Consider the following 24,583-nt stretch of genomic DNA (forward strand, 5'->3'; position numbering starts at 1 on the left):
CGCGCTGGGGCGACCGCGCCCAGGACGTCGTCGTGGTCTGCCACGGCGCCGACCCGGACGAGATCGAGGCCGCGCTGCGCTCGGCGTTGCTGACCGACGTCGAGCTCGCCGCGGGCGAGCGGGCGTGGGCGGCGCTGCCGGACCCGTTCGGCTGGACGCACGACGAGCCGTGCGAGGACCCGTCACCCACCGTGGCCCGCCCGGACGGGCGGACCGGACGAGAAGGAGAGCTCTGATGGCCGTTCCCAAGCGACGCATGTCGCGGTCGAACACCCGCAGCCGGCGGTCGCAGTGGAAGGCGAGTCCGCCGAAGCTGGTGCCGATCACCCTGGAGGGTCGCCGGCACCTGGTCCCGCAGAACCTGGTCCCGGCCTACCGGCGCGGGCTGATTCCCCCGCCCGGTCGGACCGACTGAGGGCCTTACCCCCCTCGCCGCCGCGGGGCCCGGTACCGGGGCCCGCGGGGCCCGCCGGACGACGTGATCGTCCGATGCCGACGGCGGGCCCTCAGCCCGACGCTGGGTCCATGCTGATGAACGAGATCCCGATGGACTCCCTGATGGCACTGGCCGAGGAGCGGCGCCGCCGCTACACCGGCGAGGCGGAGCGGTTCCGGCTGGCGCGGTTCCTGACCCGGTCCCGCCGGGCCCGGCGGCGCGACGCCCGGCACCGCGAGGTGGATGGCGGCGCGGACGCCGCGGGCACCCGGGTCACCGCCGCCGGTCACGACCTCTGCGCCTGACCGGCGACGCACCGGGCTGGCCCGCAGACGGCTCGCAAACGGCTCGCGGAACCGTCGGTGGCGCGTGCCACGATGACGTCGTGCCGAGACCGGGTTCGTCCGTCGGCCTGGTCGGGCGCGGTGCCGAGCAGGCCGAGCTGACGGCCGCCCTGGACCGGGCGCGGGAGGGCCGGGCGGCGGCCGTGCTGCTGTCCGGGGACGCCGGGGTCGGGAAGTCGCGGTTGGTCGGCGAGCTCGCCGCGGAGGCCACGGCCGCGGGCGCCCGGGTGCTGGTGGGCCGCTGTCTCGACGTCGGCGAGGCGTCGCTGCCCTACCTGCCCTTCACCGAGGTGCTGGCCGCGCTCCGGGAGTCCGCTCCGGGCCTGGTGGACTCCCGCGCGGCGCTGCGCCGGCTCGTCCCGGGTTCCGCGCCGGACGACGACGCCGGGGCCCCGGACCGCGAGCTGGCCCGGCTGCAGGTGTTCGAGGCCGTCCTCTCGGCGCTGACCGAGGCGGCGCGCGAGGCCCCGGTCCTGCTGGTGCTCGAGGACCTGCACTGGGCGGACCGCTCCAGCCGCGAGCTCGTCACGTTCCTGCTGTCCCGGCTCGGGGTCCAGCGGGTGCTCGTGCTCGCCACCTACCGGGCCGACGACCTGCACCGCCGCCATCCGCTGCGCGCGGTCCTGGCCGAGCTGGTGCGGTTGCCCGCGGTCGCCCGCCTCGAGCTGGGCCCGCTGGACCGCCACGACACGCTCGAGCTCGTGCGGGCGCTGGCCTCCGAGGGCACCGACGAGCACGTCATGGTCCGGATCGCCGAACGCTGCGAGGGCAATGCGTTCTTCGCCGAGGAGATGGTCGCAGCCTGTTCGGACGGGCTCCCGGAGGGTCTGGCCGAGGTGCTGCTCGCCCGCACCGAACGGCTCTCCGAACCGGCCCGGGCGCTGCTGCGGGTGGCGTCGGTGGCCGACCGGCGGATCCGGCACGCCGTGCTCGGCGAGGTGTCCGGTCTGGGTACCGACGAGCTGGAGCAGGGCCTGCGCGAGGCGGTCGCGCACCACGTCCTGGTCCCGGACGGCGACGCGTACGCGTTCCGGCACGCGCTGCTGCGCGAGGCGGTGCACGACGACCTGCTGCCCGGCGAGCGCAGCCGGCTGCACGCGCGGCTGGCCGACCTGCTCGCCGCCCGCGGCGACGAGCCGGGTGTCGCGGCCGAGCTGGCCCGGCACGCAATGGCCGCGCACGACCTGCCGCGCGCGCTGGCCGCGTCGGTGCGCGCGGCCGAGGAGGCCGACCGCAGACACGGCCCGGCCGAGGCACTGCTGCACGCCGAGCGGGCACTGGAGCTGTGGTCCGCGGTGGAGGACCCGGCGCGGGTGGCCGGGGTCGCCGAGAGCGTGCTGACCCGGGAGGCGGGCACGGCCGCGGGCGGGTCCGGCGACCCGGAGCGCGGGGCGGCGCTGGCCCTGCGCGCGGTGCAGCTGGCCGACGCGCACGACGGGCCGCGGGTCCGCGCCGACGCCCGCCGCCAGTACGCCCTGCGCCTGCTCGACAGCGGCGGCGGACTGCAGGCCGCGATCACCGCGGCGACCGAGGCCGTGGCGCTGCTCGACGAGGTCCCGGACGTCCCGGGTGTCCCGGACCGCACCCACCCGGAGGAGACGGCCGCGACCCGGTCCGGCGCGTTCCGCACCACCGGGCTCCTGGCCGACCGGGCCTGGGCGCACGCCGTGCTGGCCCGTGCCCTGCTACGCGCGGACCTGCACGAACCGGCACGGCGTCACGCCGGGCTCGCGGTGTCCACGGCCCGGGACGCCGCCGACCGCGACCCGGGGTCACCGCAGGGCGATCCCGACCGGCGCGACCTGCTCGGCGCCCGCGCCGACGGGCTGCTCACGCTCGCCTTCGGTGCCCAGATCGACGGGGAGGCCGCACGGTCCCGGGAGCTGCTCGCCGAGGCGGTCGTGCTCGCGGTCGAGTCCGGCAACCCGGGGGTGGAGCTGCGCACGCTGTGGAACCGGGGCGTCTCCTTCCTGGAGGAGGGGCTGCTGGACGCGGCCCGCGAGGAGTTCCGGGCCGGTGTGCGGCGCGCCGAGGCCGGCGGCCTGACCTGGAGCGGGTACGGGCTCGACCACATGGTGGGGATCGTGCGGGTCGCGTTCCAGCAGGGCGACTGGGCCGGCGCCGAGCGAGCCGTCCGGTCGGTGGATGCGGCCGTGTCCAGCAGCGTGTCCGGGCTGCTCGCCGCGGCCGGGCTGCTGGTCGGCGTGGCGCGCGGCGAGCTCGACCACGCCGAGCGCCGGGTCACCGCGCTGCTCGCCGACGCACCGGTCAACGACCAGACGATCCTGCTCCTGGGGCAGGTCGGGGCCGAGTCGGCGCTCTGGCGCGGGGACCCGGGAGTCGCGGCCCGGCGGGTCGACGAGGCCGTGGCGGGCCTGCGGCGCGAGGTGCCGCACCACATGGGCGAACTCGTGCTCGCCGCGCTCGGCGTCGCCGCACGTGCCGACGCGGTCGCGGCCCCGCAGGGCACCGTGCACCCGGGTACGGCACACCAGGACGCCGCGGCCGAGGCGGAGGCCCTCCTGCGCTCCGCCCGGGAGGTGGCACGGCTCGGGCTCCCCCGCGGCACCGAGGTCGGACCGGAGGGGCGGGCATGGCTGCGGCGTGCGGAGGCGGAGCTGACCCGGGTCCGCGGCACCCCCGACCCGGACGCGTGGACGGCGGTCGTCGAGGCGTTCGGCTACGGCGACGGCTACCGGCAGGCCCATGCCCGGTTCCGCCGGGCCGAGGCGGCGCTCCTGCTGGCCGGGAACGCGGGCCCGGCCGACGCCGCGCGCCTGCGCCGCGACGCCGCGGACGACCTCCGGCTCGCGGCCGGGGCTGCCGCGGAGCTGGGCGCCCGGCCGCTCGCGGACGCCGTCGCCGCGATGTCCGAGCGGTCCGGCCTCGGTGCGGTGACCCCGTCCCCGGCCGCGGCGGCGGCGGCGGACACACGGGTCGGCGGCAACGGTGTCGCGGCGACCCCGCTGACCCCGCGCGAGCGGACGGTGCTCGAACAGGTCGCGCAGGGCCTGACCAACCGCGGTATCGGCGAGCGGCTGTTCATCAGCGAGAAGACGGTCAGCGTCCACCTGTCCCGGGTGATGGCCAAGCTCGGCGCGGGCGGACGCGCGGAGGCCGTGTCGATCGCCTTCCGGCGCGGCCTGCTCGCGCCGGGCGAGCCGGCCGGGCCCGGCGACTGACCCGTGCGGACCATCACCGTCCCTCGGTACCCGATGCCCCGGCGATGATCTCTGCATAGTGTGGGGTCGTCCCTACACCACGGCGTGGGAGGACTGCGACGATGCAGCACACGGCCGACCTCTCGGACATCGACGGCTTCTGGACCGCCCCGATCACCGAGCGCGCCGACGACTTCGCCCGTCTGCGTGCCACCTCCGGTATCCCGTTCTTCGAGCAGCCGCCCTCGGCCTTCCTCGACCCCGGACCCGGCTACTACGCACTGACCCGGCTCGACGACGTCGTCGAGGCCAGCCGCGTGCCCGGGGTGTACCGCTCCGGCCCGGGGGCGACGTCGGTGGCCGACATGCCACCGGAGTTCCTCGAGTTCTTCGGCTCGATGATCAACACCGACGACCCGCGGCACGCCCGGCTGCGGCGGATCGTCTCCCGCGGCTTCACCCCGAAGCGGCTCGCCGCGCTCTCCGACGAGGTCGAGCGCACGGCGGCCACGATCGTCGACGACCTGCTCGAGGTTGGCGGGTGCGATGCCGTCGAAGAGATCTCGGCGCGGCTCCCACTGAAGATCATCTGCGACATGATGGGCGTGCCGGAGAGCCAGTACCGCTTCGTCTACGACAAGACCAACGTCATCCTCGGCGCCGCCGACCCGGAGTACGTGCCGGACGCGGACAACATCGTCGCCGCGCTGCTCGGCGCCGGGTCCGAGCTCGCGGCCCTGATGCGCGACCTCGGCGAGCGGCGCCTGGCCGATCCGACCGACGACGTGACGTCCGCGCTGGTCAACGCCGAGATCGACGGCGAGCGGCTGACGCCGGATGAGCTGGGCAGCTTCTTCATCCTGCTCGTGGTGGCCGGCAACGAGACCACCCGCAACGCGATCAGCTGGGGCCTGCGGCTGCTCACCGAGAACCCGGAGCAGCGGGCCGCCTGGCTGGCCGACCCGGCCGGGGTCACCCCGACCGCGGTGGAGGAGATCGTCCGCTGGTCCTCCCCGGTGATCTACATGCGGCGCACGCTGTCCGAGCCGGCCCGGCTCGGGGACACCGATCTCCCGGAGGGGCGAAGCTCGCGCTGTTCTACTGGGCGGCGAACCGGGACCCGGCGCACTTCACCGACCCGGACTCCTTCGACGTCCGCCGTTCGCCGAACCCGCACGTCGGGTTCGGCGGGCCCGGCCCGCACTTCTGCCTCGGCGCGCACCTCGCGCGCCGGGAGATCTCCGTGATGTTCTCCGAGCTGCTCCGCCGCGCGCCCGACATCGCCGTCACCGGCGAACCGCGCCGGCTGCGCTCGATGTTCATCAACGGCATCAATTACCTGCCCGTCTCCGTCTCCCCCGGAGGTTCATCGTGACCGTCTCGGTCTCCCCCGCACCGCCGATCGACTACCCCGACGTCCCCGCGACCGCGCTCGTGCGCGGCGCGGCGAACCGGTGGGGCGAGGCGACGATGCTGCACCAGCAGGGCCGGGAGATCAGCTTTGCGGGCCTGTTCGCGCGCGCCGCCGCGTTCGCGAACGCCCTGCGCGGCTCCGGGGTGTCGCACGGTGACGTCGTCGCACTGCACCTGCCGAACTGCCCGCAGTACGCGATCGGCTACTTCGGGACGCTGCTCGCCGGTGCCGTCGTCACGCCGGCGAATCCGCTGCTGCCCCCGGACGACCTGGCCGCCCAGCTCGCCGACTCCGGCGCGGTGGCCGTACTGACCTGGGAGCCCGCGCTGCGCGCGGTGACCGCGACCCGCGACCGGACGTCGCTGCGCACGGTGCTCGTCACCGGCCCGGAGCAGATCGTGGACCCGGCGCACCGCTACGACGGCGGCGAGGGCGTCACCGACTTCGAGCAGTTCCACGCCGACGCCGCGACCACCGCACCCGAGGTGCAGATCGACCCGGCGCACGACCTTGCGCACCTCGCCTACACCGGCGGGACCACCGGCCGGTCCAAGGGCGTCCGGATCACCCACCGCAACGTCGTGGTGAACACGCTGCAGACGAGCTGCTGGGGCACCGGCGCGATTCCGGCCGTCGTGGACGGTCCGCACGGGCGCGGGGTGGTCCTGGTCGACCAGGGGCCGGCGTCGGAGTTCCCGACCCGGCTCGGCGAGGGGTCCACGATCGGGATCGCGCCCTGGTTCCACGCGATGGGCGCGATCGGCGGGCTCAACGTGCCGCTGCTGACCGGCGGCCGGACCGTCGTGCACGGGCGCTTCGACCCGGCCGCCTACCTGGTCGACGCGCTCCGGTTCGAGATCACGTCGATGAGCGGGGCGCCGCCGGTCTTCGCGGCGTTGCTCGCGCACCGGGGCGCGGCCGAGAGCCTGAGCAGCGTGCGCGCGCTGACCTCCGGTGCCGCGCCGCTGCCGGGCGAGGTGATCGCGGGCCTGCAGGCCTGGCTGGGCTCCGACATCGTGATCAGCGAGGGCTACGGGCTGACCGAGGTGACGATGGCCGCGACGCTCGGCCCGGCCGGGCGTTCCGCCGAACGCCGCACCGGCACCGTCGGGCGGCCGATCTCCGACACCGAGGTCCGGATCGTCGACGAGTACGGCAACGAGGTCGCGGCCGGCACCGAGGGCGAGGTGCACATCCGCGGACCACAGGTGATGGACGGCTACCTCGACCGGCCCGAGGACAACGCGGCGACGTTCGTCGACGGCTGGCTGCGCACCGGTGACGTCGGCGTCCTCGACGAGGACGGGTTCCTGCGGATCGTCGACCGGCAGAAGGACATGCTGCTCTACAAGGGCTACAACGTGTACCCGCGCGAGCTGGAGGAGCTGCTGCTCGCCCAGACGGGTGTGCTCGGCGCGGCGGTCGTCGGACGCCCGGACGCGACGGCGGGCGAGCTGCCGGTGGCGTTCCTGGTCGCCCCCGAGCTCGACCAGGCCGGCGCCGAGGCGGCGATCGAGGCGGTGAACGAGCGGGTCGTGCACTACAAGCGGATCCGCGAGGTGCGGCTGGTCGAGCAGATCCCGGTGTCCGCGGCCGGCAAGGTCCTCAAGAGGGAGCTGCGACAGGGGCTCGCAACCGGGTGACCACCATCTGACGTTCGGTCACCGGACCCGCCTCCAATGTCATCCCGACGAGTGATTCAGGGTCCCCGACGGGGCGAACGCGCCGATTACGGTTAACGACGGAGCAGCGGGGTACGACACTCGGGTCACGAAGGAACCGGCAGCGCACCGGATCCCGATGCACCCGTCCGGCCCACGGCCGGGTGGGCCGTCTCCCCGAGTCCGACCTCCGAGATCGTGGTGATCCCCGTGTCCGCGCTGCCCCAGAACGTCCCCGTCCGTACCGCCACCGCAGCCCGTTCGGGCGACGCCCGCCCGAGCGGTGCCGCCCGGCCGCTGCACATCCCCGCCCCGCGTCCGCCGTCGGACCGTGCTGCCCGCGCCGGCGCCGCACCGGAGATCCGGATCCCGTCGCCGCGGGTGCCGTCGGACGTCGCACGGCCGGCCGGTCACGGTGCGCACCCCGAGGCCGGCAAGCACCGCGCCGTCGTCCCCGTCAGGTCGCGGGGCGAGACCGCGCTGCTCCTCGCGGGCCGCGTCGGCAGCCTGACCACGCTGGCCGCGCTGCTGGTCGTGTCGGCCGCGTTCGCCGGGATGCTCGACGGCTCGGAGCCGACCGGGCCCGCGGCGCAGGTCGCCACGACCACGCTGCGCTGACCGGCGGCCCCGGAGCGCCGCGGGAGCCCCGCCGGGGGCGGAGGTCAGGCCGCCGCTTCGGGCGAGTGCGAGTCCTGGGCCTTCAGCACGTGGTCGACCAGGTCCATGACCAGCCGGTTCCCGCCGAGACGGTAGCCGAAGTCCTCCCAGGAGAGCAGCTCGCGCGAGACCAGCTCGCCGACCGGCCCGGGATAGAGACGCGTCGCACGGAACGCCGCCGCGCGCATCCGCATCTTCTCGTGATGGTCCATCGGTGCGGGAGTCATCCCCACCACCTCCGCGATGTCGGGTAGAGACCTTGCTCGGCACGCTCCGCGCTGAGTCGCATCGCCGTCCTCATGGTGACGCACGAACCGGCGGTGCGATGCCCTCCGATGGTGGAAGTGGGCAGGCTCTCAGATCACCGGCCGTTACGGTGGGCTCATGTCGATCGACACCGGTACCCGTACCCGCGACCTGCTCTGGTCCGACATCTCCGACATCTACCGGTCGGTCCTCGAGCACCCGTTCGTCACCGGACTCACCGACGGGACGCTGCCGCACGAGACGTTCCGGCACTACGTCGTGCAGGACGCCCACTACCTGCGCGGCTACGCTCGCGCCCTCGCCGTCTGCGCGGCGAAGGCCCCCGGCGAGGCCGAGGTGGCCATGTTCGCCGAGCACGCCGGCGGTGCGATCGCGGCCGAGCAGGAGCTGCACGGCGACCTGCTGGACGGGCTGGGCCTGACCTCGGAGCAGGCCGCGTCGATGCCGGTCGCCCCGGCCACCCGGGCCTACGTCAGCTACCTGCTCGCCGCCGCCTACGGCGGTTCCTACGCCGAGGCCGTGGCCGCGGTGCTGCCCTGCTACTGGATCTACGGCCGGGTCGGCGAGCACCTGCTGGCGGCAGGGTCACCGGACCCGCTGTTCCAGCGCTGGATCGCGATGTACGGCGGCGAGGAGTACGGCGCCGTCGTCGACGCGGTGCTCGACGCGACCGACCGGATCGGCGCCCTGGCCTCCGAGCGCGAGCTGGGCCTGATGCGCGAGCACTTCACCACGACCTCGCGCTACGAGTGGATGTTCTGGGACGGGGCCTACCGGCGCGAGACCTGGCCCGTCTGAGCCGACCCCGGACCCGGGGTCGGCGGCCGGGAGTCAGCGGGCGTCGATCCGGTCCGGGATGATCATGTGCAGGACGAAGCTCACGATCGCGACGATGATCGCCCCCCAGAAGCCGGGCCAGAACCCGTCGACGACGAACGGCAGGTCGACCGCCGAGGCCAGCCCGCCTACCAGCCAGAACAGCAGCGCGTTCACGACCAGCCCGATCAGGCCCAGGGTCAGCACGTAGAGCGGGCAGCCCACGACCTTGATCAGTGGCTTCACCACGGCGTTGACCACACCGAAGATCAGCGCGACGACGAGCAGCGTGCCGATCCGCGAGCTCGTCGAGGAAGCGCCCAGCTCGATGCCGTCGACGAGCACGGTGGCCACCCACAGCGAGGCCGCCACCACCAGCACCCGGACGCCGAACGCGAGCGCGGGCGACGCGCGCCCGCCCCGCCGGTGCCCGGCTCCGTACTCGGTACTCATGCCGTCTCCACGGTAAGAAGTGCGTCGACGGTACTCATCCGACCACCGCCTGGTAGACCAGCGTCGTGAGCTGGGACCGGATGGGGTAGGCGCTCGACGGGACGAGCTGGGTGAAGAACATCGCGGTCAGGTCCTCGGCCGGGTCGACCCAGAACGCCGTGGAGGCCAGCCCGCCCCAGGCGAACGTGCCCTCGGGAGCGAGCTGGTGGGTCCGCGCGTTGTCCAGCACCACCGAGAACCCGAGCCCGAAGCCGACGCCGGTGAACGCCGACTCGGCGAAGATCGGCCGGCCGACCGTGTCCAGGTCGCCGCCGCCGGGCAGGTGGTTGCGGGTGGCGTGGGCCAGCGTGCGCGGACCGAGCAGCCGCACGCCGTCCAGCTCACCGCCGCGTACCAGCATCTGGGTGAAGCGATGGTAGTCACCGACCGTGGACGCCAGCCCGCCACCGCCGGAGAGATAGGTCGGCTCGCGGGTGATCGACTCCCGCAGCGCCTTGCTCACCACGAGACCGCCACCGGGTTTGGCGTTGTAGAGCTCGGCCAGGCGCGGGTCCTCGGCGGGCACGTGGAACGAGGTGTCGTCCATGCCGAGCGGGCCCAGGATCCGCTCCCGGAAGAACTCGTCGAGGGTGCGCCCGGAGGCGACCTCGACGACCCGGCCGAGCACGTCGGTGGCCACCGAGTAGTTCCATTCCGTGCCCGGCTGGAACAGCAGCGGGAACGCGGCGAACGCCTCGGCGGCGCCGGCCAGGTCGACCCCGCGCGGGACGCCGAACTCGTAGCCCTTGCCGCGGTACATCTCGTCCACCGGGTGCGCGTGGTGGAAGCCGTAGGTCAGTCCGGCGGTGTGGGTGAGCAGGTGCCAGACCCGCATCGGCTCGACGGCGGCGTCGGTGCCCGGGTTGAGCGCGGAGCCGCCGCGGTAGACGCGCTGGTCGGCGAAGGCCGAGATGAACTTCGAGACCGGGTCGGTGAGCTCGAGCGCGCCGGACTCCCACAGCATCAGCGCCGCGACGGAGGTGATCGGCTTGGTCATCGAGTAGATCCGGAACAGGGTGTCCGGCCCGACCGGCAGGCCGGCGTCGACGTCACGCAGGCCGTAGTGGCTCAGGTGGGCCAACTTCCCGCGCCGGGCGACCGCGATCGTCCAGCCGGGGAGCTTCCCGTCGTCGACGTAGCGGCGGAAGTGGGAGTCGATCCGGGCCAGCCGTTCGGCGTCCAGACCGACCTCGGCCGGATCGGCCTCGATCGTCGGTTCGGTCACGCCCACGACCCTACCCACGACGCGTCGCCACGGTCCTGATGATCCACCGTCCGGGCCGTGTGAGTGGTGTGTGCCCGTCGTGCGGTGCTCAGACCGCGCGGACCTCGTAGCGCGCCAGCCGGTGGCCCCGCAGCTGCGGCGCCGCACGCACGGCCGCGGCCAGTGCCCGGGCCGGCAGCGACAGCCCACGGTGCACGTCCTCGGGCAGCTCCGCGGACCCGCGCGACTCCTTCAGCTGCAGCCCCCAGGGCTCCAGCTCCTGCGGGTCCTCGCAGGTCCAGTCGAACATCAGACCGCGCGAGCACAGCGGCTCGCAGCGCTGCAGCCGGTCCGCGACGGACCGGGCGACGGTGTCCATCAGCAGCGTCGCCCCGGGCAGCACCGAGCCGATCGTGAACACCACTCGCTGCACCCCCTGCTCGGGCAGCAGGGTCAGGACCGACTCCGAGACGAGCAGGTACGGGCCGGGCAGCTCGCGCACCACGTCGAGCCAGTCCTCGTCGAGGACCGAGCCGGCCACGAAGCGCCTGCCCGCCGTCTCGGGCAGCAGCTCCCGGCGCAGTGCGGTGACCTCGGGCAGGTCGACGTCGACCCAGTTCGTGTCCGCCCGGACGTCCGTCATCAGCCGCTCCGCACGGGTGCTGAGCCCCGCCCCGAGCTCGACCACGGTGCCCGAGGGATGCGCGGTGAGGAACTCCCGGACCCAGTGGTCGAAGATCGCGCCGCGCAGCACCGTGGCCAGGTCGTCGAGCCGGGGCGCCGCGGCCGGGCCGGTCGCGCCGGTCCCGATCTCGGGACCGATCAGGTCGACGACACCGGCCGCGGCCGGGTCCGGGACCAGCGGCCGCCGGCGACGGGCGTCGTGCGCGCGCGCCTGCAGGGGCGCCAGCAGCGTCTGCTCCAGTGCCCCGAGATCCCACGACCGTCCGTGCGCCACGCCCACCCCCGTGCGGCGGAACCTAACAGCGCCCCCGGCCCGGCGGCCTGACTCCCCCCGGCCCGGGGGCGGCCAGCGGCGCCGGAACGTCGGTGCACGGCCCACGAACGGCCCGCAGCGGGGTGCGCCACGGCGGTGACCCGGCCGACAACGGAGGATGGCGGGTATGCCGACTCCCCACCGGGGCGCCACCGAGCCCCCGGCCGGTCACGGTGACGCCGAGGTGCTCGACCTGCTCCGGCGACGCCGGGCCGAGGACAGCCACCCCGGTACCCGCTCGGACCCGCACACGCTCGCGCTGGTCGTGGGCGGCGGCGGGATGCGCGGCGCCTACGCGGGCGGGATGGTGCACGCGCTGCACGATGCCGGGCTCGCGAGCGGGTTCGACGTCGTCTACGGCAGCTCGGCCGGGGCGTTCGTGGGCACCGCGCTGGTGCTCGGGCACGGCCGCGACGCCGCGCGGATCTTCGTCGACGACATGGCAGGCAAGGACTTCATCGACCCTCGGCGTTTCGGCAGCCGGAACCCGGTGGTCTCGCTGGACCACCTGCTCGACCACATCCTGGTGCACTCCAAGCCGACCGAGTGGCAGTCTCTTGTGGACAGCCCGGTGCCGCTGCGGGTGATCGTCACCCACGCCGGCGACCTGCGCCCGCACGTGATCACCGGCCTGCCGCACGGCGACGACTGGAAGCGCGCCATGCGGGCGACGGCGGCGATCCCGCTGCTCACCGGCCCACCGGTGCGGATCGACGGGCAGGGGTGGATCGACGGCTCGGTCGGCGACCCGCTGCCGGTGGCGCGGGCGTTGCGCGACGGGGCCACCCACGTGCTGGCCCTGATGACCCGCACCGTGGGCGAGCTGAGCCGGCACACCCCGGGTGACCGGACACCGCTGTGGGCGCGGTCGCTCGATCTCCTCGCGCCGGGGCTGGGCCGGATGACCCAGGACGTGGCGCGGCACGGTGAGAGTCTCGCGCTGATCACCGACGCCGCACATCCAGGCCGCGCGGGCGCGCACCTGCTCACGATCGCCCCGTCCCGCTCGGCCGGGGTGCGCGGCCTGACGACCGACCCGGACCGGGTCCGCGAGGCGACCCGGATCGGGCACGACGCCGTGCACGCCTCGTTGGCCGCCTCCTGAGCCGCGCCCGCCCCCGGCGAGATGATTTTCGCGGTCCGGGGCCGTCTACCGTCAAGGAGGCCCGGCCGGACCTCGCGCGAGGGGTGAGTCATGGCGGAAGAACGCGCGACGCCGTTCGCCGCGCGGACCGTGACCGTTGCTCCCGGAGACTCCCGGCTGCACGACGAGGACGAGTGGCAGGGCACGTTGATCGTGGTGGAGTCGGGCGAGATCGAGCTGCGCTGCCGCGCCGGGGGACGCCGCCGCTTCGCCGCAGGCGCCGTGCTGTGGTTCACCGGGCTGGACCTGGCCTCGGTGCACAACCCCGGCGACGAGCCCGCGGTGTTCCGCGGGATCAGCCGCGAGCGGTGACCGCTCAGCCCGCTTGGTCGAGGGCGCGCAGCCAGATGCCGTTGCGGGTCTGGACCAGACCCAGCGTGCGCGGGTCCAGGCACGAGCCCGCCTTGCGGTGGGCGTCCCAGAGCGGGGCGTCGTCGAAGACCTGACCGCACCCTCCGGTGCGGACGCAGCAGTGCGCCCGGTCGGGGCCGACCCATTCCCGGCCGCAACACGACATCCGCACCAGCACCACGCCCGGGAGGGTACGCCCGGACCCCGACATTTCCGGTCGCACGCGCGCGGGCGTGACCGCCGTCATCCGGGCGGCCCCGTGCGCGACCGGGCCGGTCCTCACCCGTCCTCGTGCAGCAGGTCGTACCAGGCGCCGTCGTGGACGAGCTCGTTGTCCACCCCGGCGACCCCGTCCCGACGGAAGTGCCCGACCAGCCGGAAGCCGTTGCGCTCGGCGACATGGCGGCTCGCGGTGTTGTCCCAGGACGTGCCGAGCTGCAGGCGGGTGCGGCCGAGCCCGCCGTCGGCGACGGGGGTGAACGCGTGCTCGCGCACCATCCGCACCGCCTCGGTCACCACGCCGCGTCCACGGGCGTCCGGGTGTGCCCAGTAGCCGACCTCGCCGCTGTCCGGGGCGTAGGGCCGGTCCAGCCCGAACACCGTGATGTTGGCCAGCAGACGGTCGTCGCCGGGGTCGGCGACCGCCCACGTCACGGCCTGCCCGAGCGACTCCTGCAGCCGGAGCCGCCGGACGAACGACCGCGCGTCGTCGAGGCCGTACGGGTGCGCCAGGGTGGCGTTCCAGTAGCGGGCGCGGGGGTCCGAGCAGGCCTCGACGATCCGCGGCAGGTCCGCCTCGGCGTGCGGGCGCAGCCGGACGCGGTCGCCGACGAGGACCGGGACGGGCCACCACGTCGTCACCGGCGTGCGTCCGGCGACCGGACGCTGCGGGTCCGGGCGCAGCACCGCGTGCCAGGAGTCGACGAGCCCGTCGCGCGACGGGTGGGCCAGTGTCCTGGTGCCCTCGAACGCGAACCCGCAGGCGTGCGCGACGCGCCACGACGTCCAGTTGTCCACCATCGCCGACCACTGCAGGACCGGGAACCCCGCCACGTCGAAACCCCAGTCCGCGGCGAGCCGCAACGCACGCGTCATGAACCCGCGCCCGCGGGCCCACGGTGCGAGCCCGAACCCGACGTCGGGTGGCGGCCCCGTGCGCAGCTCGACCTGCCCGGCGAACCGCGCACGGCCGTCGTCGGGGGCCTCGATCGTCCAGCAGAACATGCTGCCGTCGCACCACCCTGCCTCCACCGCACGGACCCGGTCCAGAGCGTCGGAGCGGCGGTAGGGAGTCGGGACGCTCGTCCAGGAGACCGTGGCCGGATCCCTCGCCAGCGCGGTCAGCTCGTCCGCATCGGACATCTGTTGCGCGCGCAGGGTGACCACGCCGTCGGTCAGCACCGGGACGGAGCGGGGCGGCGCGGGCGCGGCGAGGTCGGTCACCGGACCTGGATACCGGGCCCTATCAGGGGACGGCAATCGGATTCTCGCCGGTCGATCCCTACGATCGGGGTCGGCCCGCAGGGGGTGGGCCGTGGAAGAGGTGGGCGCGTGGGCATCGCGGGACGACTGGTCGACCGACAGCTCGGGCTGGACGGGCCGCCCGCGGCGTACGTCGCCGACGAGGGCCTACGGGTCCCGATGACCGACGGCGTCGAGCTGATGGCCACCCTCTACCGCCGTCCCGGCCCGTTGCGGCCCCGCCCGACGGTGCTCATGCGCACCCCCTACGGCCGCGACGGCCTGGGCTCGATCATCGGATCGCTGCTGGCCCGGCGCGGGTTCCAGATCCTGGTGCAGAGCACCCGGGGCACGTTCGGCTCCGGCGGGCAGTTCCGCCCGTTCCTCAACGAACGCTCGGACGGGCTGGACACCCTGGCCTGGCTGCGTGGGCAGGAGTGGTGCGACGGTCGCGTGTCGACGGTCGGGCCGAGCTACGTCGGGCACACCCAGTGGGCGATCGCGCCGTACGCGGACCCGGGCCTGGTCTCGATGAACGCCGACATCACGGCCTCGGAGTTCACCAGCACGTTCTACCCGGGCGGCGCGCCGGGCCTGCTGAACCTGGCGAACTGGGTGAACCAGATCGGGCGCCAGGAACGCAGCCGCGCCCTGACCGGGCTCCTGACCACCCCGATCGTGAGCCGCCGCAAGCAGCGCGCGGTCGAGTCGCTGCCCCTGCAGGCCGCCGACGTCGCGCTCTCCGGAGCCCCGGTCGTGTTCTGGCGCGACTTCATCGAGCACGCCGACTCGCCCGGGGAGTTCTGGGGGCCGGCCGAGCACGACGGGTTCGACCCGGCCCGGATGCCGCCGGTCAGCATGGTCACCGGTTGGTGGGACCTGTTCCTGGACCGCCAGCTCGTGGACTTCACCGCCCTGCAGCGCGGCGGCGCGACGGCCCGGATCACGATCGGGCCGTGGACCCACGGCGACCGCGGATCGCTCGCCACCACCGCCCGCGAGATGGTCAACTGGCTCGGCCGGCACCTGCACGGCGAGCCGGACGACGGGCGCGCCCCGGTGCGGGTCTACGTGCAGAACGCCGACCGCTGGACCGACCTGCCGTCCTGGCCGCCGTCGGACGCCGAGGCCACGGACTGGCATCTCGCCCCGGCCGGCCGGCTCACCGGTGACGGCCCCGGCGCCCGGGGCGAGGTGGACCGCTTCGTCTACGACCCGGCCGACCCCACCCCCGCCGTCGGCGGGCCGATGCTGCAGCCACCGTCGAAGCAGCACGACAACCGCGGCACCGAGGCGCGCGACGACGTGCTCGTCTACACCGGACCGGAGCTCGAGCAGGACCTCGACCTGATCGGCGACGTCCATGCCGTGATCTACGTGCGGACCGACGGCGGGCGCGGCGACGTGTTCGTGCGGCTCTGCGACGTCGAGCCGGACGGCCGCTCGCTCAACATCACCGACGGGATGCACCGCCTGCGGCCCGAGGCCGAGGCCGTCGCGCCGGACGGGACGGTCGCGGTGCGGATCCCGCTGAGCCCGACCGGGTACCGGGTCCGGGCCGGGCACCGGCTGCGCGTGCAGGTCGCGGCCGCGGCGTTCCCGCGGTTCGCCCGCAACCACGGCACCGGGGAACGGGTCGCCACCGCGACGTCCGGACGCCGGATCGGCTACGAGATCCGGCACGGCGCCGACCACCCGTCCCACGTGACCCTGCCGCACCACCCCTGAGCGGATACCGCTGATCAACAGCGGTGCGGTCCCATAGTGAGACACTGATATGTGAGCCACGCCACTACCGTCGGTGAGCGGCCCCCGGCGTTCCCGCGCACGTCCGGGGAGCCATCGGCGACCAACGGAGGTAGTGATGAAGGCTCTCGTGTACCACGGTCCGGGCCAGAAGGCGTGGGAGGACGTCCCGGACGCGGCGCTCCAGGAACCGACCGACGTCGTGGTCAAGGTGGACACGACCACGATCTGCGGCACCGACCTGCACATCCTGCAGGGCGACGTCCCCGCCGTCACCGACGGCCGGATCCTCGGCCACGAGGCGGTCGGGACGATCACCCAGATCGGCGACGCGGTACGGGGCTTCGCCGTCGGTGACCGGGTGCTGGTCCCGGCCATCACCAAGTGCGGGCGCTGCGAGTACTGCGGCAAGGGCATGCCGTCGCACTGCCAGACCGTCGGCGGCATCGGCTGGATCTTCGGACACCTGATCGACGGCACCCAGGCCGAGTCGGTGCGCGTGCCCTACGCCGACACCTCGCTCTACGCGGTGCCGGAGAACGTCACCGACGAGCAGGCCGTGTTCCTCGCCGACTCGCTGCCCACCGGCTACGAGGTCGGCGTCCTGGCCGGCAACGTGCGTCCGGGCAGCACCGTCGCCGTCGTCGGCGCGGGCGCGGTCGGGCTCTCGGCGATCCTGACCACCGGGCTCTGGGGCGCGTCGCGGGTGATCGCGGTCGACTCGAACAAGTTCCGGCTGGCCCGGGCGATGGAGTTCGGCGCCACCGACGTGGTCGAGGCCGGAGACGGGCAGGTCGAGGAGGTCCTGGCGATGACCGACGGGCTCGGCGTGGACGTCGCGATCGAGGCCGTCGGCTACCCGGAGACGCTGCTGACCGCGGCGAAGCTGGTCCGCCCGGGCGGCACCATCGCCAACATCGGCGTGCACGGCGCGCCGGTCACGCTGCCGATGGACGCGATGTGGATCCAGAACGTCACGATGACGATGGGCCTGGTGGACACGGTCTCGATCCCGACGCTGCTCAAGATGGTCGGCAGCGGCCGGATCCCGGCGGAGAAGATGGGCACGCACTCGTTCACCTTCGACCAGATGGACGACGCCTACGACGTGTTCTCCAACGCCGCCGCCAACGAGGCGCTCAAGGTCGTCATCCGCCCGGCCTGACCCGCAATCCGCTCGCCGTCCCCGGTCGCGTCCGGTTCACTGCGGCCGGGGACTGATTCCGGTACCGGAGAAATCGTGGAAACGGCAACACGCCGGACCCGTGGAACGGGTCCGGCGTGTGGTCGTCGCTCAGCTTCGAGCCGTTTCCGGCTCAGATGATGCGACCGTTCACTTGTTGTTGAGCTGGGTCTGCGAGTCGCCCGCGGCGCAGGTGCCCTCGGCGCCGGTGCCGTCGGCCGCGTTGCCGGTAGGGGCCAGCACGCCGAGGATGCCGACCGCGACGTTGGCGTCGATGGGCGGGCAGAGCGCGACGTTGTTCAGGGCGTTGACGTCACCCAGGTTGACCAGGCCGTTCTGGCTGCTGTTGCGGCTGCTGTCCGAGAAGTTGACCTGGTCCGCACCGCCGCGGTGGTGACCGCCCGACTCGCCACCCTTGTCACCGGCGAACGCGAGCGGGCTCACGGCCAGCAGACCGGCGGTGACGGTGGCGGCGACGATTCCGACCTTCTTCAGCACAGTTTCTCTCCGTTGTGTACGGGGTCCGCGGTGGACCCGTCGTGTTCAGCGTGGGTAGTGGGAGCCCCGCTGATGAACTGAACGTTATCCACCACTCGATCGAACCAACGAACGATCTACCTCTATCGGATGAGAGGCATTACTCTCAGGGAGGATACTGCTCTCATCAGGCATGTCCGACGACCAGGAATCGGCGCATTCGTCCCAACTTCGTGACGCGACGTCACCGTGTTCTACCCGAACGGTCGCGCATCTTTCGCCATTACTACGCGCTGTCATGCACGACACTCCGTCGTGTTCCCCGAACAGGGGGAACACGGCCGTGTGTCACCGGTCCGGGCGGTCCGCGACGGTTCCGACCCGGTCGCACGACGCCGGGAGACGGCCCGTCAGAACATGCCGTTGTCGTTCGCGGAGGCGGCCGGGATGACCTGCAGGACGTCCCAGTGCTCGACGACCTTGCCGTCGTCGTCCACGCGGAAGATGTCGATGCCCGCGTAGTCGTCGCTGCCCGGCCAGGTCTGGTGGCAGTGCAGGACGACCAGCTCGCCCTCGGCGATCACGCGGACGAACCGCACGTGCTTGCCGGGGTAGTCGGTGGCCATCCGTTCGAAGTAGTCGACGAAGGCCAGCTTGCCGTCGGCGACGTGCACGTTGTGCTGGGTGTAGGTCTCCCCGGCGTAGCGCTCGAGGGCCTCGGCGGGCCGGCACTCGTTGAACATCAGGTCGTAGAACGCCTGGACGGTGTCCTTGTTGCGCTGCAGGGCGGAGTCGGTCATCGCGGGCTCGCCTTCGCTCGGGGGATCGCACGCCCCAACCGGCCGGCGGGCACTTTCATTCCGGTGCCCGGGCCGTTGAGGGGTGGCCGGGAATCGGCCCGTCCACCGATGACTTCGTGGCCCGCGCCCGGTCGTCACCGGCATGAGCGATACGGAAGCCGGCACGGGCAAGGTCGTCGTGAACAGGGCGATGTCGCTGGACGGCTTCATCGCAGGCCCCGACGACGCGATGGACTGGATCCTCGAGTACCTGACGGAGTTCGCGTTCCCCGAGGTCATGGCGGCCACCGGCGCCATGCTGGTCGGCCGGGGCACCCACGAGGTCGGCAGACGAATGTCCGCCGGGGACACCGACTACGACGGGGGGCCGGTGTTCGTCCTGACCCACCGCCCGCCGGACGAGCCGGAGCGGGGGGTCACGTTCCTCAGCTGCGGTCTCGAGGAGGCCGTCGCCACGGCGCGCGCCGCCGCGAGCGGGAAGAACCTGGAGATCCTCGGGGCCGATGTGGCCGGACAGTGCCTACGGCGGGGTCTCGTCGACGAGGTCCTCGTCTACGTCCTGCCGGTGCTGCTCGGCGACGGTGTGCGCTTCTCCAGATCCGGGCTCGGTCGGATCGACCTCGAACCGTTCGGCAACCGGCAGTCCGGTCCGGTGACGATGCTGCAGTTCCGCGTGCGGAAGTAGGTACGTGCGCCACGTCCACCCGGGTGGAGCCCGCGTCGATCCGCCTCAGACCATCGTCGCCCCGGCCACGACGAGCACGAACGACACGCAGCAGGACGACTCGGATCAGCGCGCCGTTGTGCAGGGCCACGCCCCGAGCGACACCGGGTGGGACGGGGGCCAGGTAGTTGCGTTCAGGGCTGTCGGGCCCATCGGATCGTCGGGTCGATGCACAGGACGGTCACGAGCCGGGCCAGGCCGAAGTAGTGGCCCGCCGGCGACCCGCACGACCCGGCGACGAGCGTCGCTCTCGTCGCAACCCGTCCGACGAGAGCGCCGGTCGCTGCACGCTCCCTCTCGCGCGAGCCTCCGGCAGGGTTGGGCGAGCGGCGTGGTCGTCGGAACCTTTCCGACGAGAGTGGCGCTCATGCGGAGGGCATGACGACGCTGGCGGCCAGCAACAGCGCGGCGACGAGGCCGCTCGATCCGCCAGCACGGCATGAGCCTGCTGGAGCGCGCCGGCCGCATGCGCCCGGGACACCGCTCCCACCGCGTGGCCGAACTCGGCGCCCGCTTCGCGACGGCTCCACCGGCGTGGGCGGGCCGTGTGCTCGTCCCGTGTCGCCGTGCGGCTCACGACGAGAACGACCCCCGCCAACGTTTCCGCTGGTCGAGGGCCGTTTTCACAAGGTGTGGCAGGTGAAGGATTCGAACCTTCGAAGGCGATGCCGACGGATTTACAGTCCGCTCCCTTTGGCCACTCGGGCAACCTGCCGGGGTGCGCTCGCTGTGCGCTGACGCGTGGAGAAGGATACGACACCAACCGACCGGGTCCCCCGAGGGGGCCCCGCAGAGGAGGACGCATGGCCGACCCGTCGTTCGACGTGGTGAGCAAGGTCGACCGCCAGGAGGTCGACAACGCCCTGAACCAGGCCGCTAAGGAGCTGTCGCAGCGTTTCGACTTCCGCGGCACGAACACCGGGCTGTCCTGGGCGGGCGAGGAGGCGATCACCTTCGAGTCCGACACCGAGGAGCGGCTGCTGGCCGGGATCGAGGTGTTCAAGGAGAAGCTGATCAAGCGCGGCATCTCGCTGAAGGCGCTCGAGGTCGACGAGCCCGCGATCTCCGGCAAGTCCTACAAGGCGAACGGCAAGATCCTCCAGGGGATCGCCCAGGACAAGGCCAAGGAGATCAGCAAGACGATCCGCGACGAGAAGCTCAAGGGCGTCCAGGCCCAGATCCAGGGCGACCAGCTGCGCGTCTCGGGCAAGAAGAAGGACGACCTCCAGGCCGTGATCTCCCTGCTCAAGGGCAACGACTTCGGGATCGCCCTGCAGTTCACCAACTACCGGTAGGTGGCCGGCGTCACCATCGAGGCTCCCCGGCTCCCTCTCGCCGCACGTCCTGTCGACCACACCGTTGCCAGGTAGGGTCCGCCACGGACGTCCGATCGAATTAGGACACGCCACGATGGGAAGGAATGGCCTGTATGCCGTCGACCGAGCCGGCCGACCGAAACCCGGACAAGGGCTATGTCGCCCTGTTGGGTTGGAGCCTGAACGCGGTTGAGGCTCTGGACCGATTCGACCGCCGCTATGTGGTCGTCGCGCCGGAGTGGGCCGAAGAATACTGCAAGAACAACGAGATCCCTTACATTCCCTGGAATTTCGAGCGGCTCAACGACCGCTCGATGGAGATCGCGGAGACCCTCCAGGAGGAGGGCGTCGACGTCGCGATCCCGCTGTACGAGGAGACCGTCGAGTGGGCCGGGGCCATCAACTCGGTCCTGCTGGACAACCCGCGGCTGCTGGGCCAGGCGATGCTGCTCCGCGACAAGGCGCTGATGAAGCGACGCGCCCAGCTCGGCGGTATCCGGGTCGGGATCTTCGAGGAGGCCCACGACAAGGGCGACGTCATCCGCTTCCTCAAGCGCGTCAACCAGACGTTGCTCAAGCTCGACGGCGACCCGAACGACCCGATCCACCTCAAGGCGTTCGACAAGGCCGGCAGCCTCGGGCACCGGGTGATCCGTACCCCGGACGAGGTCGACGGGATTCCGGACGAGGAGTTCCCGGTACTGATGGAATCCCATCTCGACGGCTGGGAATTCGCCGTCGAGGCATGGGTACACAACGGTAAGATCAAGTTCCTGAACATCTCCGAGTACGTCCGTCTCGGGTATTCGGTGTTCGTACCGGCCACTCCCGAGCTGGAGAAGTACCGGCCCGCGATCACGCAGCAGATCGAGAAGCTGATCAAAGCTTTCGATATCGACTTCGGATTCGTGCACCCCGAGTACTTCGTCACCAGTGACGGCGAGATGTACTTCGGTGAGGTCGCCTACCGGCCGCCGGGCTTCAAGGTCTTCGAGCTGCTCGAGCGCGCCTACGGCTTCAACGCCTACCAGGCGCTGGTGCTGGCCTTCGACCCGAAGACCACCGAGGAGGAGATCGACGCGTTCTTCCCGCGGGAGGTCGTCGACGCCCGGGGCTACGCCGGGTGCTTCGGGGTCTACCCGCGCCGCCGGGTCGTCAGCGAGCTGGCGATCCCGGAGGAGACCGAGGACCACGACTACTTCGAGTCCCACGAGCTCTCGGCCCCGCTCGAGGAGACGGTCACCAAGCGGACCGCGTTCGGGACACACTGGGGACTGGTGTACTTCTTCGGGGACGAGCCGTACCAGATGCGCGATCTACTCAAGAGACAAGAGGATCTTGATTTCTACGTCTGACGTTCTCCTCAGGACCTCTTGCGCGGAAGGAAGCCGGTGACGGCGATCGACAGCGACCCGGGCGACGACGCGACGCTGACCAAGCGTCTGGCCGCGCTCGACGACGCCACGCGAGCCATGGCCGAGAGCCGTGACTTCGGGAAGCAACTCAAGCTGCGACGGGTGCTGGACTCGCTGCGGCGCACCCTGCAGCAGCCGGGCGGCTGCGCGGCCGTCCAGTCCCGCGCAGAGGCCCTCGAGGAGGCCGGCCTGTTCATGGGCACGGACTGGGCATCGCCGGAGATCCTGGTCCCCGCGCTGGGTGCCGCCGGGCTGCGCAGTGGCGACGCGGACACGGTCCTGCTGGAGGCGACCAGCGAGCTGCGGATGCTCGCGATCGCCACCGGCGAGTACGCCCATCCGGCGATCTCGGCCGAGGACGCGCACCAGTTCGTCACGCAGGTCCTGGCGACGAACCTGACGATGCTGTTCACCCCGCCGAGCGAGGCCGAACGCACCAAGCAGGGCAGGCTCGCCCAGCTGATCCGGGACCTGTTCCGCCATCTCGGGGAGCGGATCGGCTACGAGAGCGTCCTCGACCGGCTGGTCGACGAGCTCTGGCGGATCCTGCGGCAGCGGCCGATCCAGGTGGAGCCGGTCCAGAAGATGATCACCCAGATCGCGATCTACCGGAGCGACCCGGACGTCGACCTGGGCTCGGCCGTGCAGGGGTTGGACCGGCTCATCACGAGCCTGTTCGGCACCACGGAGGCGTCCCGGGAGGACCCCGGCATCGACGTGTTCCGGTCCCGGCTGGAGGCGATGGACGCCAGCGCACTGCAGTTCGAGGCGACCGGGTTCGCCCGGGCGATGCACGACACCGGGCTGGTCTCGCCCTACCACGCGGAGCTGCTGCGGTTCCTGCTCGAGGGCAGCGACTACCTGCTCGCCGAGGCGCTGGGGCTGTCCAACACCGGGCGCGACTGCATGCTGCGCTACCACGACCTGGTGCACCGCCTGATCGAGGAGGCGATTCACCCGCAGACCGCGCAGGCCGTCTACGGGCTGGCGCTGATGCTCGACCGCGGCATCCTCTACCAGCCGCCGGTCGCGCCGTCGCTGTGGCGTCAGCTGGCGCTGCCGCTCTCGCCCTACGCCCGGGAGCGGCTCACCCTCGCCTACGGGCCGACGCCGGGGCCCGAGGCCCGGCTGCTCGCGGGGGTCCTGTCGATGCTCGGGCTGCCGCTCGGCGTCGGACAGGGCGACAACCCGACGTGCCAGTCCGCGCGGGCGTTGTCCATGTGGGCCTACAACGACCCGGACTACCTGCTGCAGATGGTCGTCTGGGCCGCGCGTGACGACGAGATCATCATGCATTTCGAGGGGCAGGCGATCTCCTCGCGCGAGAGCGTGTCCGGGGTCGCGACCACGCTGCCGACGGACCTGGACCCGGTGTCACTGCTGGTGGTGCCGCACCTGGACCGGATCTACGCCGAGATGGGGCGACGCTGTGTGGGCCGCCCCGGCGACCCGCACCGCTGGGTGAACCCGGAGTTCCACGGCTGGTGGACCGGGCGCGGGTTCCACATCGACGTCGACGTCGAGACCGGCAACCTGATCGACGTCGACGACTTCATGCGGCACTTCTACGCCAACTACCACCCCGCCTACAACGGTGACCAGCCGTTGACCCACCCGCAGCCGGCCGGCATCGCCGCCACCGACAGTGCCGCCCGGTACATCGGCTGGCACGCGATCACGATCCTGCGGGTGGGCCTCGACCCGCAGGACGTCATGCGGGTCTACTTCTACAACCCGAACAACGACAGCGGGCAGGACTGGGGCGACGGGGTCGTCGTCAGCACCGCGGGACAGGGCGAGCGGTTCGGGGAGGGCTCGCTGCCGTTCGAGCAGTTCGCGTCGCGGCTCTACATCTACCACGTGGACCCGGTCGAGCGCGGTGACGTCGACCAGGTCTCCGCCGAGGAGATCGAGCAGGTCATCGGCTATATCCACCGCAGCTGGGGCGCGGACCGCGTGCCCGTCGGCGAGCTGCAGGCCTCGCCGGAGCCGGCCGACCGCTCGCCGGTCTGAGGCCCCGCGGCCCGGCGCCTACTCCCCGCTCGCCGGGGCGGCGTCGGCCGCGGGCCCGGACTCGACGACGACCACTCCGACCCCCAGCGCCAGCACCGCGGCGGTGACGGCGGCGAGCACCAGTGGGACCGGACCGCGGCGCGCGGCGGTCCGCTGCGCCCCGGCCTGCCATGACCCGGTGGACGGTGCCGCACCGCGCCCGCCCGGCGGGGCCGGCATGTAGCCGCCCGGCGGGGCCGGCGTGTCACCACCCGGCGGGAAGACCTGTGGGACCGCGGCGCGCTGCGACGGGATGATCGGCAGCACCTGGGTCAGCGGTTCGACCGGCGCGGCACCGTACGGGACGTCCGCGGCGTCGAGATCGTCGGCGAGCCGGTGCCGGGGCTGGCGGGGAGCCGTCATCGTGATGCCCTTCTCGCTGGGGGTGGGGCCTCTGCCCACTCATCGTGGAGGCGACACCGTTGCGTTACCGGCGACCCGGTCGAACAGGCCGGACGGTCGGAG

24 protein-coding genes, 1 tRNA gene and 2 pseudogenes are annotated in these 24,583 nt (G+C 72.7%); 17 read left to right on the forward strand and 10 right to left on the reverse strand.

Going from position 1 to position 24,583, the window contains the following annotated elements; genetic code table 11:
• From I4I78_RS07745 to I4I78_RS07775, 8 genes and pseudogenes are all read left to right on the forward strand, one after another.
• Positions 1-236, forward strand: a pseudogene (locus I4I78_RS07745) (cobalamin biosynthesis protein CobW); the annotation flags it as partial.
• Entirely contained in the window at positions 236-415 is a 180-nt protein-coding gene (gene rpmF / locus I4I78_RS07750; RefSeq protein ID WP_218610536.1) for a 50S ribosomal protein L32, read from the forward strand. The pseudogene I4I78_RS07745 and the gene rpmF, both read left to right, overlap by 1 nt.
• Positions 416-525: 110 nt before the next feature.
• On the forward strand, positions 526-741 hold the full coding sequence (locus I4I78_RS07755) for a hypothetical protein (protein ID WP_218610537.1): 216 nt from the start codon (positions 526-528) through the stop codon (positions 739-741).
• A gap of 80 nt (positions 742-821) precedes the next feature.
• On the forward strand, positions 822-3,962 hold the full coding sequence (locus tag I4I78_RS07760; protein WP_308251966.1) for an AAA family ATPase: 3,141 nt from the start codon (positions 822-824) through the stop codon (positions 3,960-3,962).
• Between the two features lie 1,072 nt (positions 3,963-5,034).
• Positions 5,035-5,151, forward strand: a pseudogene (locus tag I4I78_RS33375) (hypothetical protein); the annotation flags it as partial.
• Between the two features lie 33 nt (positions 5,152-5,184).
• Positions 5,185-5,316, forward strand: coding sequence for a hypothetical protein (locus tag I4I78_RS33380; protein ID WP_255567090.1), 132 nt, complete (start codon positions 5,185-5,187; stop codon positions 5,314-5,316).
• Positions 5,313-6,998, forward strand: coding sequence for a class I adenylate-forming enzyme family protein (locus I4I78_RS07770; RefSeq protein WP_218610538.1), 1,686 nt, complete (start codon positions 5,313-5,315; stop codon positions 6,996-6,998). Before I4I78_RS33380 ends, I4I78_RS07770 begins: the two co-directional genes overlap by 4 nt.
• 228 nt (positions 6,999-7,226) lie before the next feature.
• Positions 7,227-7,634, forward strand: coding sequence for a hypothetical protein (locus I4I78_RS07775; protein WP_218610539.1), 408 nt, complete (start codon positions 7,227-7,229; stop codon positions 7,632-7,634).
• A gap of 44 nt (positions 7,635-7,678) precedes the next feature.
• Here the strand turns inward: I4I78_RS07775 and I4I78_RS07780 are convergent, their stop codons facing one another.
• On the reverse strand, positions 7,679-7,900 hold the full coding sequence (locus I4I78_RS07780; RefSeq protein WP_226379296.1) for a hypothetical protein: 222 nt from the start codon (positions 7,898-7,900) through the stop codon (positions 7,679-7,681).
• Between the two features lie 157 nt (positions 7,901-8,057).
• On the opposite strand from I4I78_RS07780, the gene tenA reads away from it, so the two are divergent.
• Positions 8,058-8,738, forward strand: a complete 681-nt coding sequence (gene tenA, locus I4I78_RS07785; RefSeq protein ID WP_218610540.1) for a thiaminase II — start codon at positions 8,058-8,060, stop codon at positions 8,736-8,738.
• A 33-nt stretch (positions 8,739-8,771) separates the two neighbouring features.
• Here the strand turns inward: tenA and I4I78_RS07790 are convergent, their stop codons facing one another.
• From I4I78_RS07790 to I4I78_RS07800, 3 genes are all read right to left on the reverse strand, one after another.
• Entirely contained in the window at positions 8,772-9,209 is a 438-nt protein-coding gene (locus I4I78_RS07790; RefSeq protein ID WP_218610541.1) for a phage holin family protein, read from the reverse strand.
• A gap of 34 nt (positions 9,210-9,243) precedes the next feature.
• Positions 9,244-10,473, reverse strand: coding sequence for a serine hydrolase (locus I4I78_RS07795; protein ID WP_218610542.1), 1,230 nt, complete (start codon positions 10,471-10,473; stop codon positions 9,244-9,246).
• Positions 10,474-10,561: 88 nt separating this feature from the next.
• Positions 10,562-11,410 (reverse strand): class I SAM-dependent methyltransferase, encoded by an 849-nt coding sequence (locus I4I78_RS07800; RefSeq protein ID WP_218610543.1) that lies wholly within the window; start codon positions 11,408-11,410, stop codon positions 10,562-10,564.
• 166 nt (positions 11,411-11,576) lie between these two features.
• On the opposite strand from I4I78_RS07800, the gene I4I78_RS07805 reads away from it, so the two are divergent.
• Entirely contained in the window at positions 11,577-12,554 is a 978-nt protein-coding gene (locus I4I78_RS07805) for a patatin family protein (protein WP_218610544.1), read from the forward strand.
• Positions 12,555-12,644: 90 nt separating this feature from the next.
• A complete protein-coding gene (locus I4I78_RS07810) occupies positions 12,645-12,905 on the forward strand; it encodes a hypothetical protein (RefSeq protein WP_218610545.1) in 261 nt (86 codons plus the stop codon).
• Positions 12,906-12,909: 4 nt separating this feature from the next.
• Here I4I78_RS07810 and I4I78_RS07815 read toward each other — a convergent pair whose 3' ends face one another.
• Positions 12,910-13,125, reverse strand: a complete 216-nt coding sequence (locus tag I4I78_RS07815; protein WP_308251967.1) for a hypothetical protein — start codon at positions 13,123-13,125, stop codon at positions 12,910-12,912.
• A gap of 98 nt (positions 13,126-13,223) precedes the next feature.
• On the reverse strand, positions 13,224-14,387 hold the full coding sequence (locus I4I78_RS07820; protein ID WP_218610546.1) for a GNAT family N-acetyltransferase: 1,164 nt from the start codon (positions 14,385-14,387) through the stop codon (positions 13,224-13,226).
• Positions 14,388-14,495: 108 nt separating this feature from the next.
• Between I4I78_RS07820 and I4I78_RS07825 the strand changes: the two genes are divergently transcribed.
• The gene (locus I4I78_RS07825; protein ID WP_308251968.1) at positions 14,496-16,133 is read left to right on the forward strand and encodes a CocE/NonD family hydrolase; all 1,638 of its coding nucleotides are present in this window, start codon (positions 14,496-14,498) and stop codon (positions 16,131-16,133) included.
• A gap of 136 nt (positions 16,134-16,269) precedes the next feature.
• Positions 16,270-17,316 (forward strand): alcohol dehydrogenase catalytic domain-containing protein, encoded by a 1,047-nt coding sequence (locus I4I78_RS07830; RefSeq protein WP_218610547.1) that lies wholly within the window; start codon positions 16,270-16,272, stop codon positions 17,314-17,316.
• 168 nt (positions 17,317-17,484) lie between these two features.
• Here I4I78_RS07830 and I4I78_RS07835 read toward each other — a convergent pair whose 3' ends face one another.
• On the reverse strand, positions 17,485-17,832 hold the full coding sequence (locus I4I78_RS07835) for a hypothetical protein (RefSeq protein WP_218610548.1): 348 nt from the start codon (positions 17,830-17,832) through the stop codon (positions 17,485-17,487).
• A gap of 389 nt (positions 17,833-18,221) precedes the next feature.
• Positions 18,222-18,611, reverse strand: coding sequence for a nuclear transport factor 2 family protein (locus I4I78_RS07840; RefSeq protein WP_218610549.1), 390 nt, complete (start codon positions 18,609-18,611; stop codon positions 18,222-18,224).
• Between the two features lie 142 nt (positions 18,612-18,753).
• Between I4I78_RS07840 and I4I78_RS07845 the strand changes: the two genes are divergently transcribed.
• The gene (locus I4I78_RS07845; RefSeq protein WP_218610550.1) at positions 18,754-19,296 is read left to right on the forward strand and encodes a dihydrofolate reductase family protein; all 543 of its coding nucleotides are present in this window, start codon (positions 18,754-18,756) and stop codon (positions 19,294-19,296) included.
• Between the two features lie 672 nt (positions 19,297-19,968).
• Here I4I78_RS07845 and I4I78_RS07850 read toward each other — a convergent pair.
• Positions 19,969-20,050 (reverse strand) — tRNA-Tyr (locus I4I78_RS07850).
• A gap of 88 nt (positions 20,051-20,138) precedes the next feature.
• Here I4I78_RS07850 and I4I78_RS07855 point away from each other — a divergent pair.
• The 3 genes from I4I78_RS07855 to I4I78_RS07865 all read left to right on the forward strand — a co-directional run bounded on the left by I4I78_RS07855 (position 20,139) and on the right by I4I78_RS07865 (position 24,079).
• The gene (locus tag I4I78_RS07855; RefSeq protein ID WP_218610551.1) at positions 20,139-20,630 is read left to right on the forward strand and encodes a YajQ family cyclic di-GMP-binding protein; all 492 of its coding nucleotides are present in this window, start codon (positions 20,139-20,141) and stop codon (positions 20,628-20,630) included.
• Between the two features lie 134 nt (positions 20,631-20,764).
• Positions 20,765-22,006, forward strand: a complete 1,242-nt coding sequence (locus tag I4I78_RS07860) for an acetyl-CoA carboxylase biotin carboxylase subunit family protein (protein ID WP_218610552.1) — start codon at positions 20,765-20,767, stop codon at positions 22,004-22,006.
• Between the two features lie 36 nt (positions 22,007-22,042).
• Positions 22,043-24,079 carry a hypothetical protein gene (locus I4I78_RS07865; protein ID WP_218610553.1) on the forward strand — a complete coding sequence of 679 codons (2,037 nt, stop codon included), beginning with the start codon at positions 22,043-22,045 and terminating at the stop codon, positions 24,077-24,079.
• A gap of 18 nt (positions 24,080-24,097) precedes the next feature.
• Here the strand turns inward: I4I78_RS07865 and I4I78_RS07870 are convergent, their stop codons facing one another.
• Entirely contained in the window at positions 24,098-24,481 is a 384-nt protein-coding gene (locus I4I78_RS07870) for a hypothetical protein (protein ID WP_218610554.1), read from the reverse strand.
• Positions 24,482-24,583: the final 102 nt, after the last annotated feature.

This window comes from Pseudonocardia sp. KRD291, from assembly GCF_019263595.1.
Lineage (GTDB): Bacteria > Actinomycetota > Actinomycetes > Mycobacteriales > Pseudonocardiaceae > Pseudonocardia.

What these genes read in the sequence shown, in the direction of transcription:
- rpmF (WP_218610536.1), top strand. Translation starts at nt 236, where the DNA reads ATGGCCGTTCCCAAGCGACGCATGTCGCGGTCGAACACCCGCAGCCGG.
- I4I78_RS07755 (WP_218610537.1), top strand. Translation starts at nt 526, where the DNA reads ATGCTGATGAACGAGATCCCGATGGACTCCCTGATGGCACTGGCCGAG.
- I4I78_RS07780 (WP_226379296.1), bottom strand. Translation starts at nt 7,900, where the DNA reads ATGACTCCCGCACCGATGGACCATCACGAGAAGATGCGGATGCGCGCG.
- tenA (WP_218610540.1), top strand. Translation starts at nt 8,058, where the DNA reads ATGTCGATCGACACCGGTACCCGTACCCGCGACCTGCTCTGGTCCGAC.
- I4I78_RS07790 (WP_218610541.1), bottom strand. Translation starts at nt 9,209, where the DNA reads ATGAGTACCGAGTACGGAGCCGGGCACCGGCGGGGCGGGCGCGCGTCG.
- I4I78_RS07805 (WP_218610544.1), top strand. Translation starts at nt 11,577, where the DNA reads ATGCCGACTCCCCACCGGGGCGCCACCGAGCCCCCGGCCGGTCACGGT.
- I4I78_RS07810 (WP_218610545.1), top strand. Translation starts at nt 12,645, where the DNA reads ATGGCGGAAGAACGCGCGACGCCGTTCGCCGCGCGGACCGTGACCGTT.
- I4I78_RS07830 (WP_218610547.1), top strand. Translation starts at nt 16,270, where the DNA reads ATGAAGGCTCTCGTGTACCACGGTCCGGGCCAGAAGGCGTGGGAGGAC.
- I4I78_RS07840 (WP_218610549.1), bottom strand. Translation starts at nt 18,611, where the DNA reads ATGACCGACTCCGCCCTGCAGCGCAACAAGGACACCGTCCAGGCGTTC.
- I4I78_RS07845 (WP_218610550.1), top strand. Translation starts at nt 18,754, where the DNA reads ATGAGCGATACGGAAGCCGGCACGGGCAAGGTCGTCGTGAACAGGGCG.
- I4I78_RS07855 (WP_218610551.1), top strand. Translation starts at nt 20,139, where the DNA reads ATGGCCGACCCGTCGTTCGACGTGGTGAGCAAGGTCGACCGCCAGGAG.
- I4I78_RS07860 (WP_218610552.1), top strand. Translation starts at nt 20,765, where the DNA reads ATGCCGTCGACCGAGCCGGCCGACCGAAACCCGGACAAGGGCTATGTC.
- I4I78_RS07870 (WP_218610554.1), bottom strand. Translation starts at nt 24,481, where the DNA reads ATGACGGCTCCCCGCCAGCCCCGGCACCGGCTCGCCGACGATCTCGAC.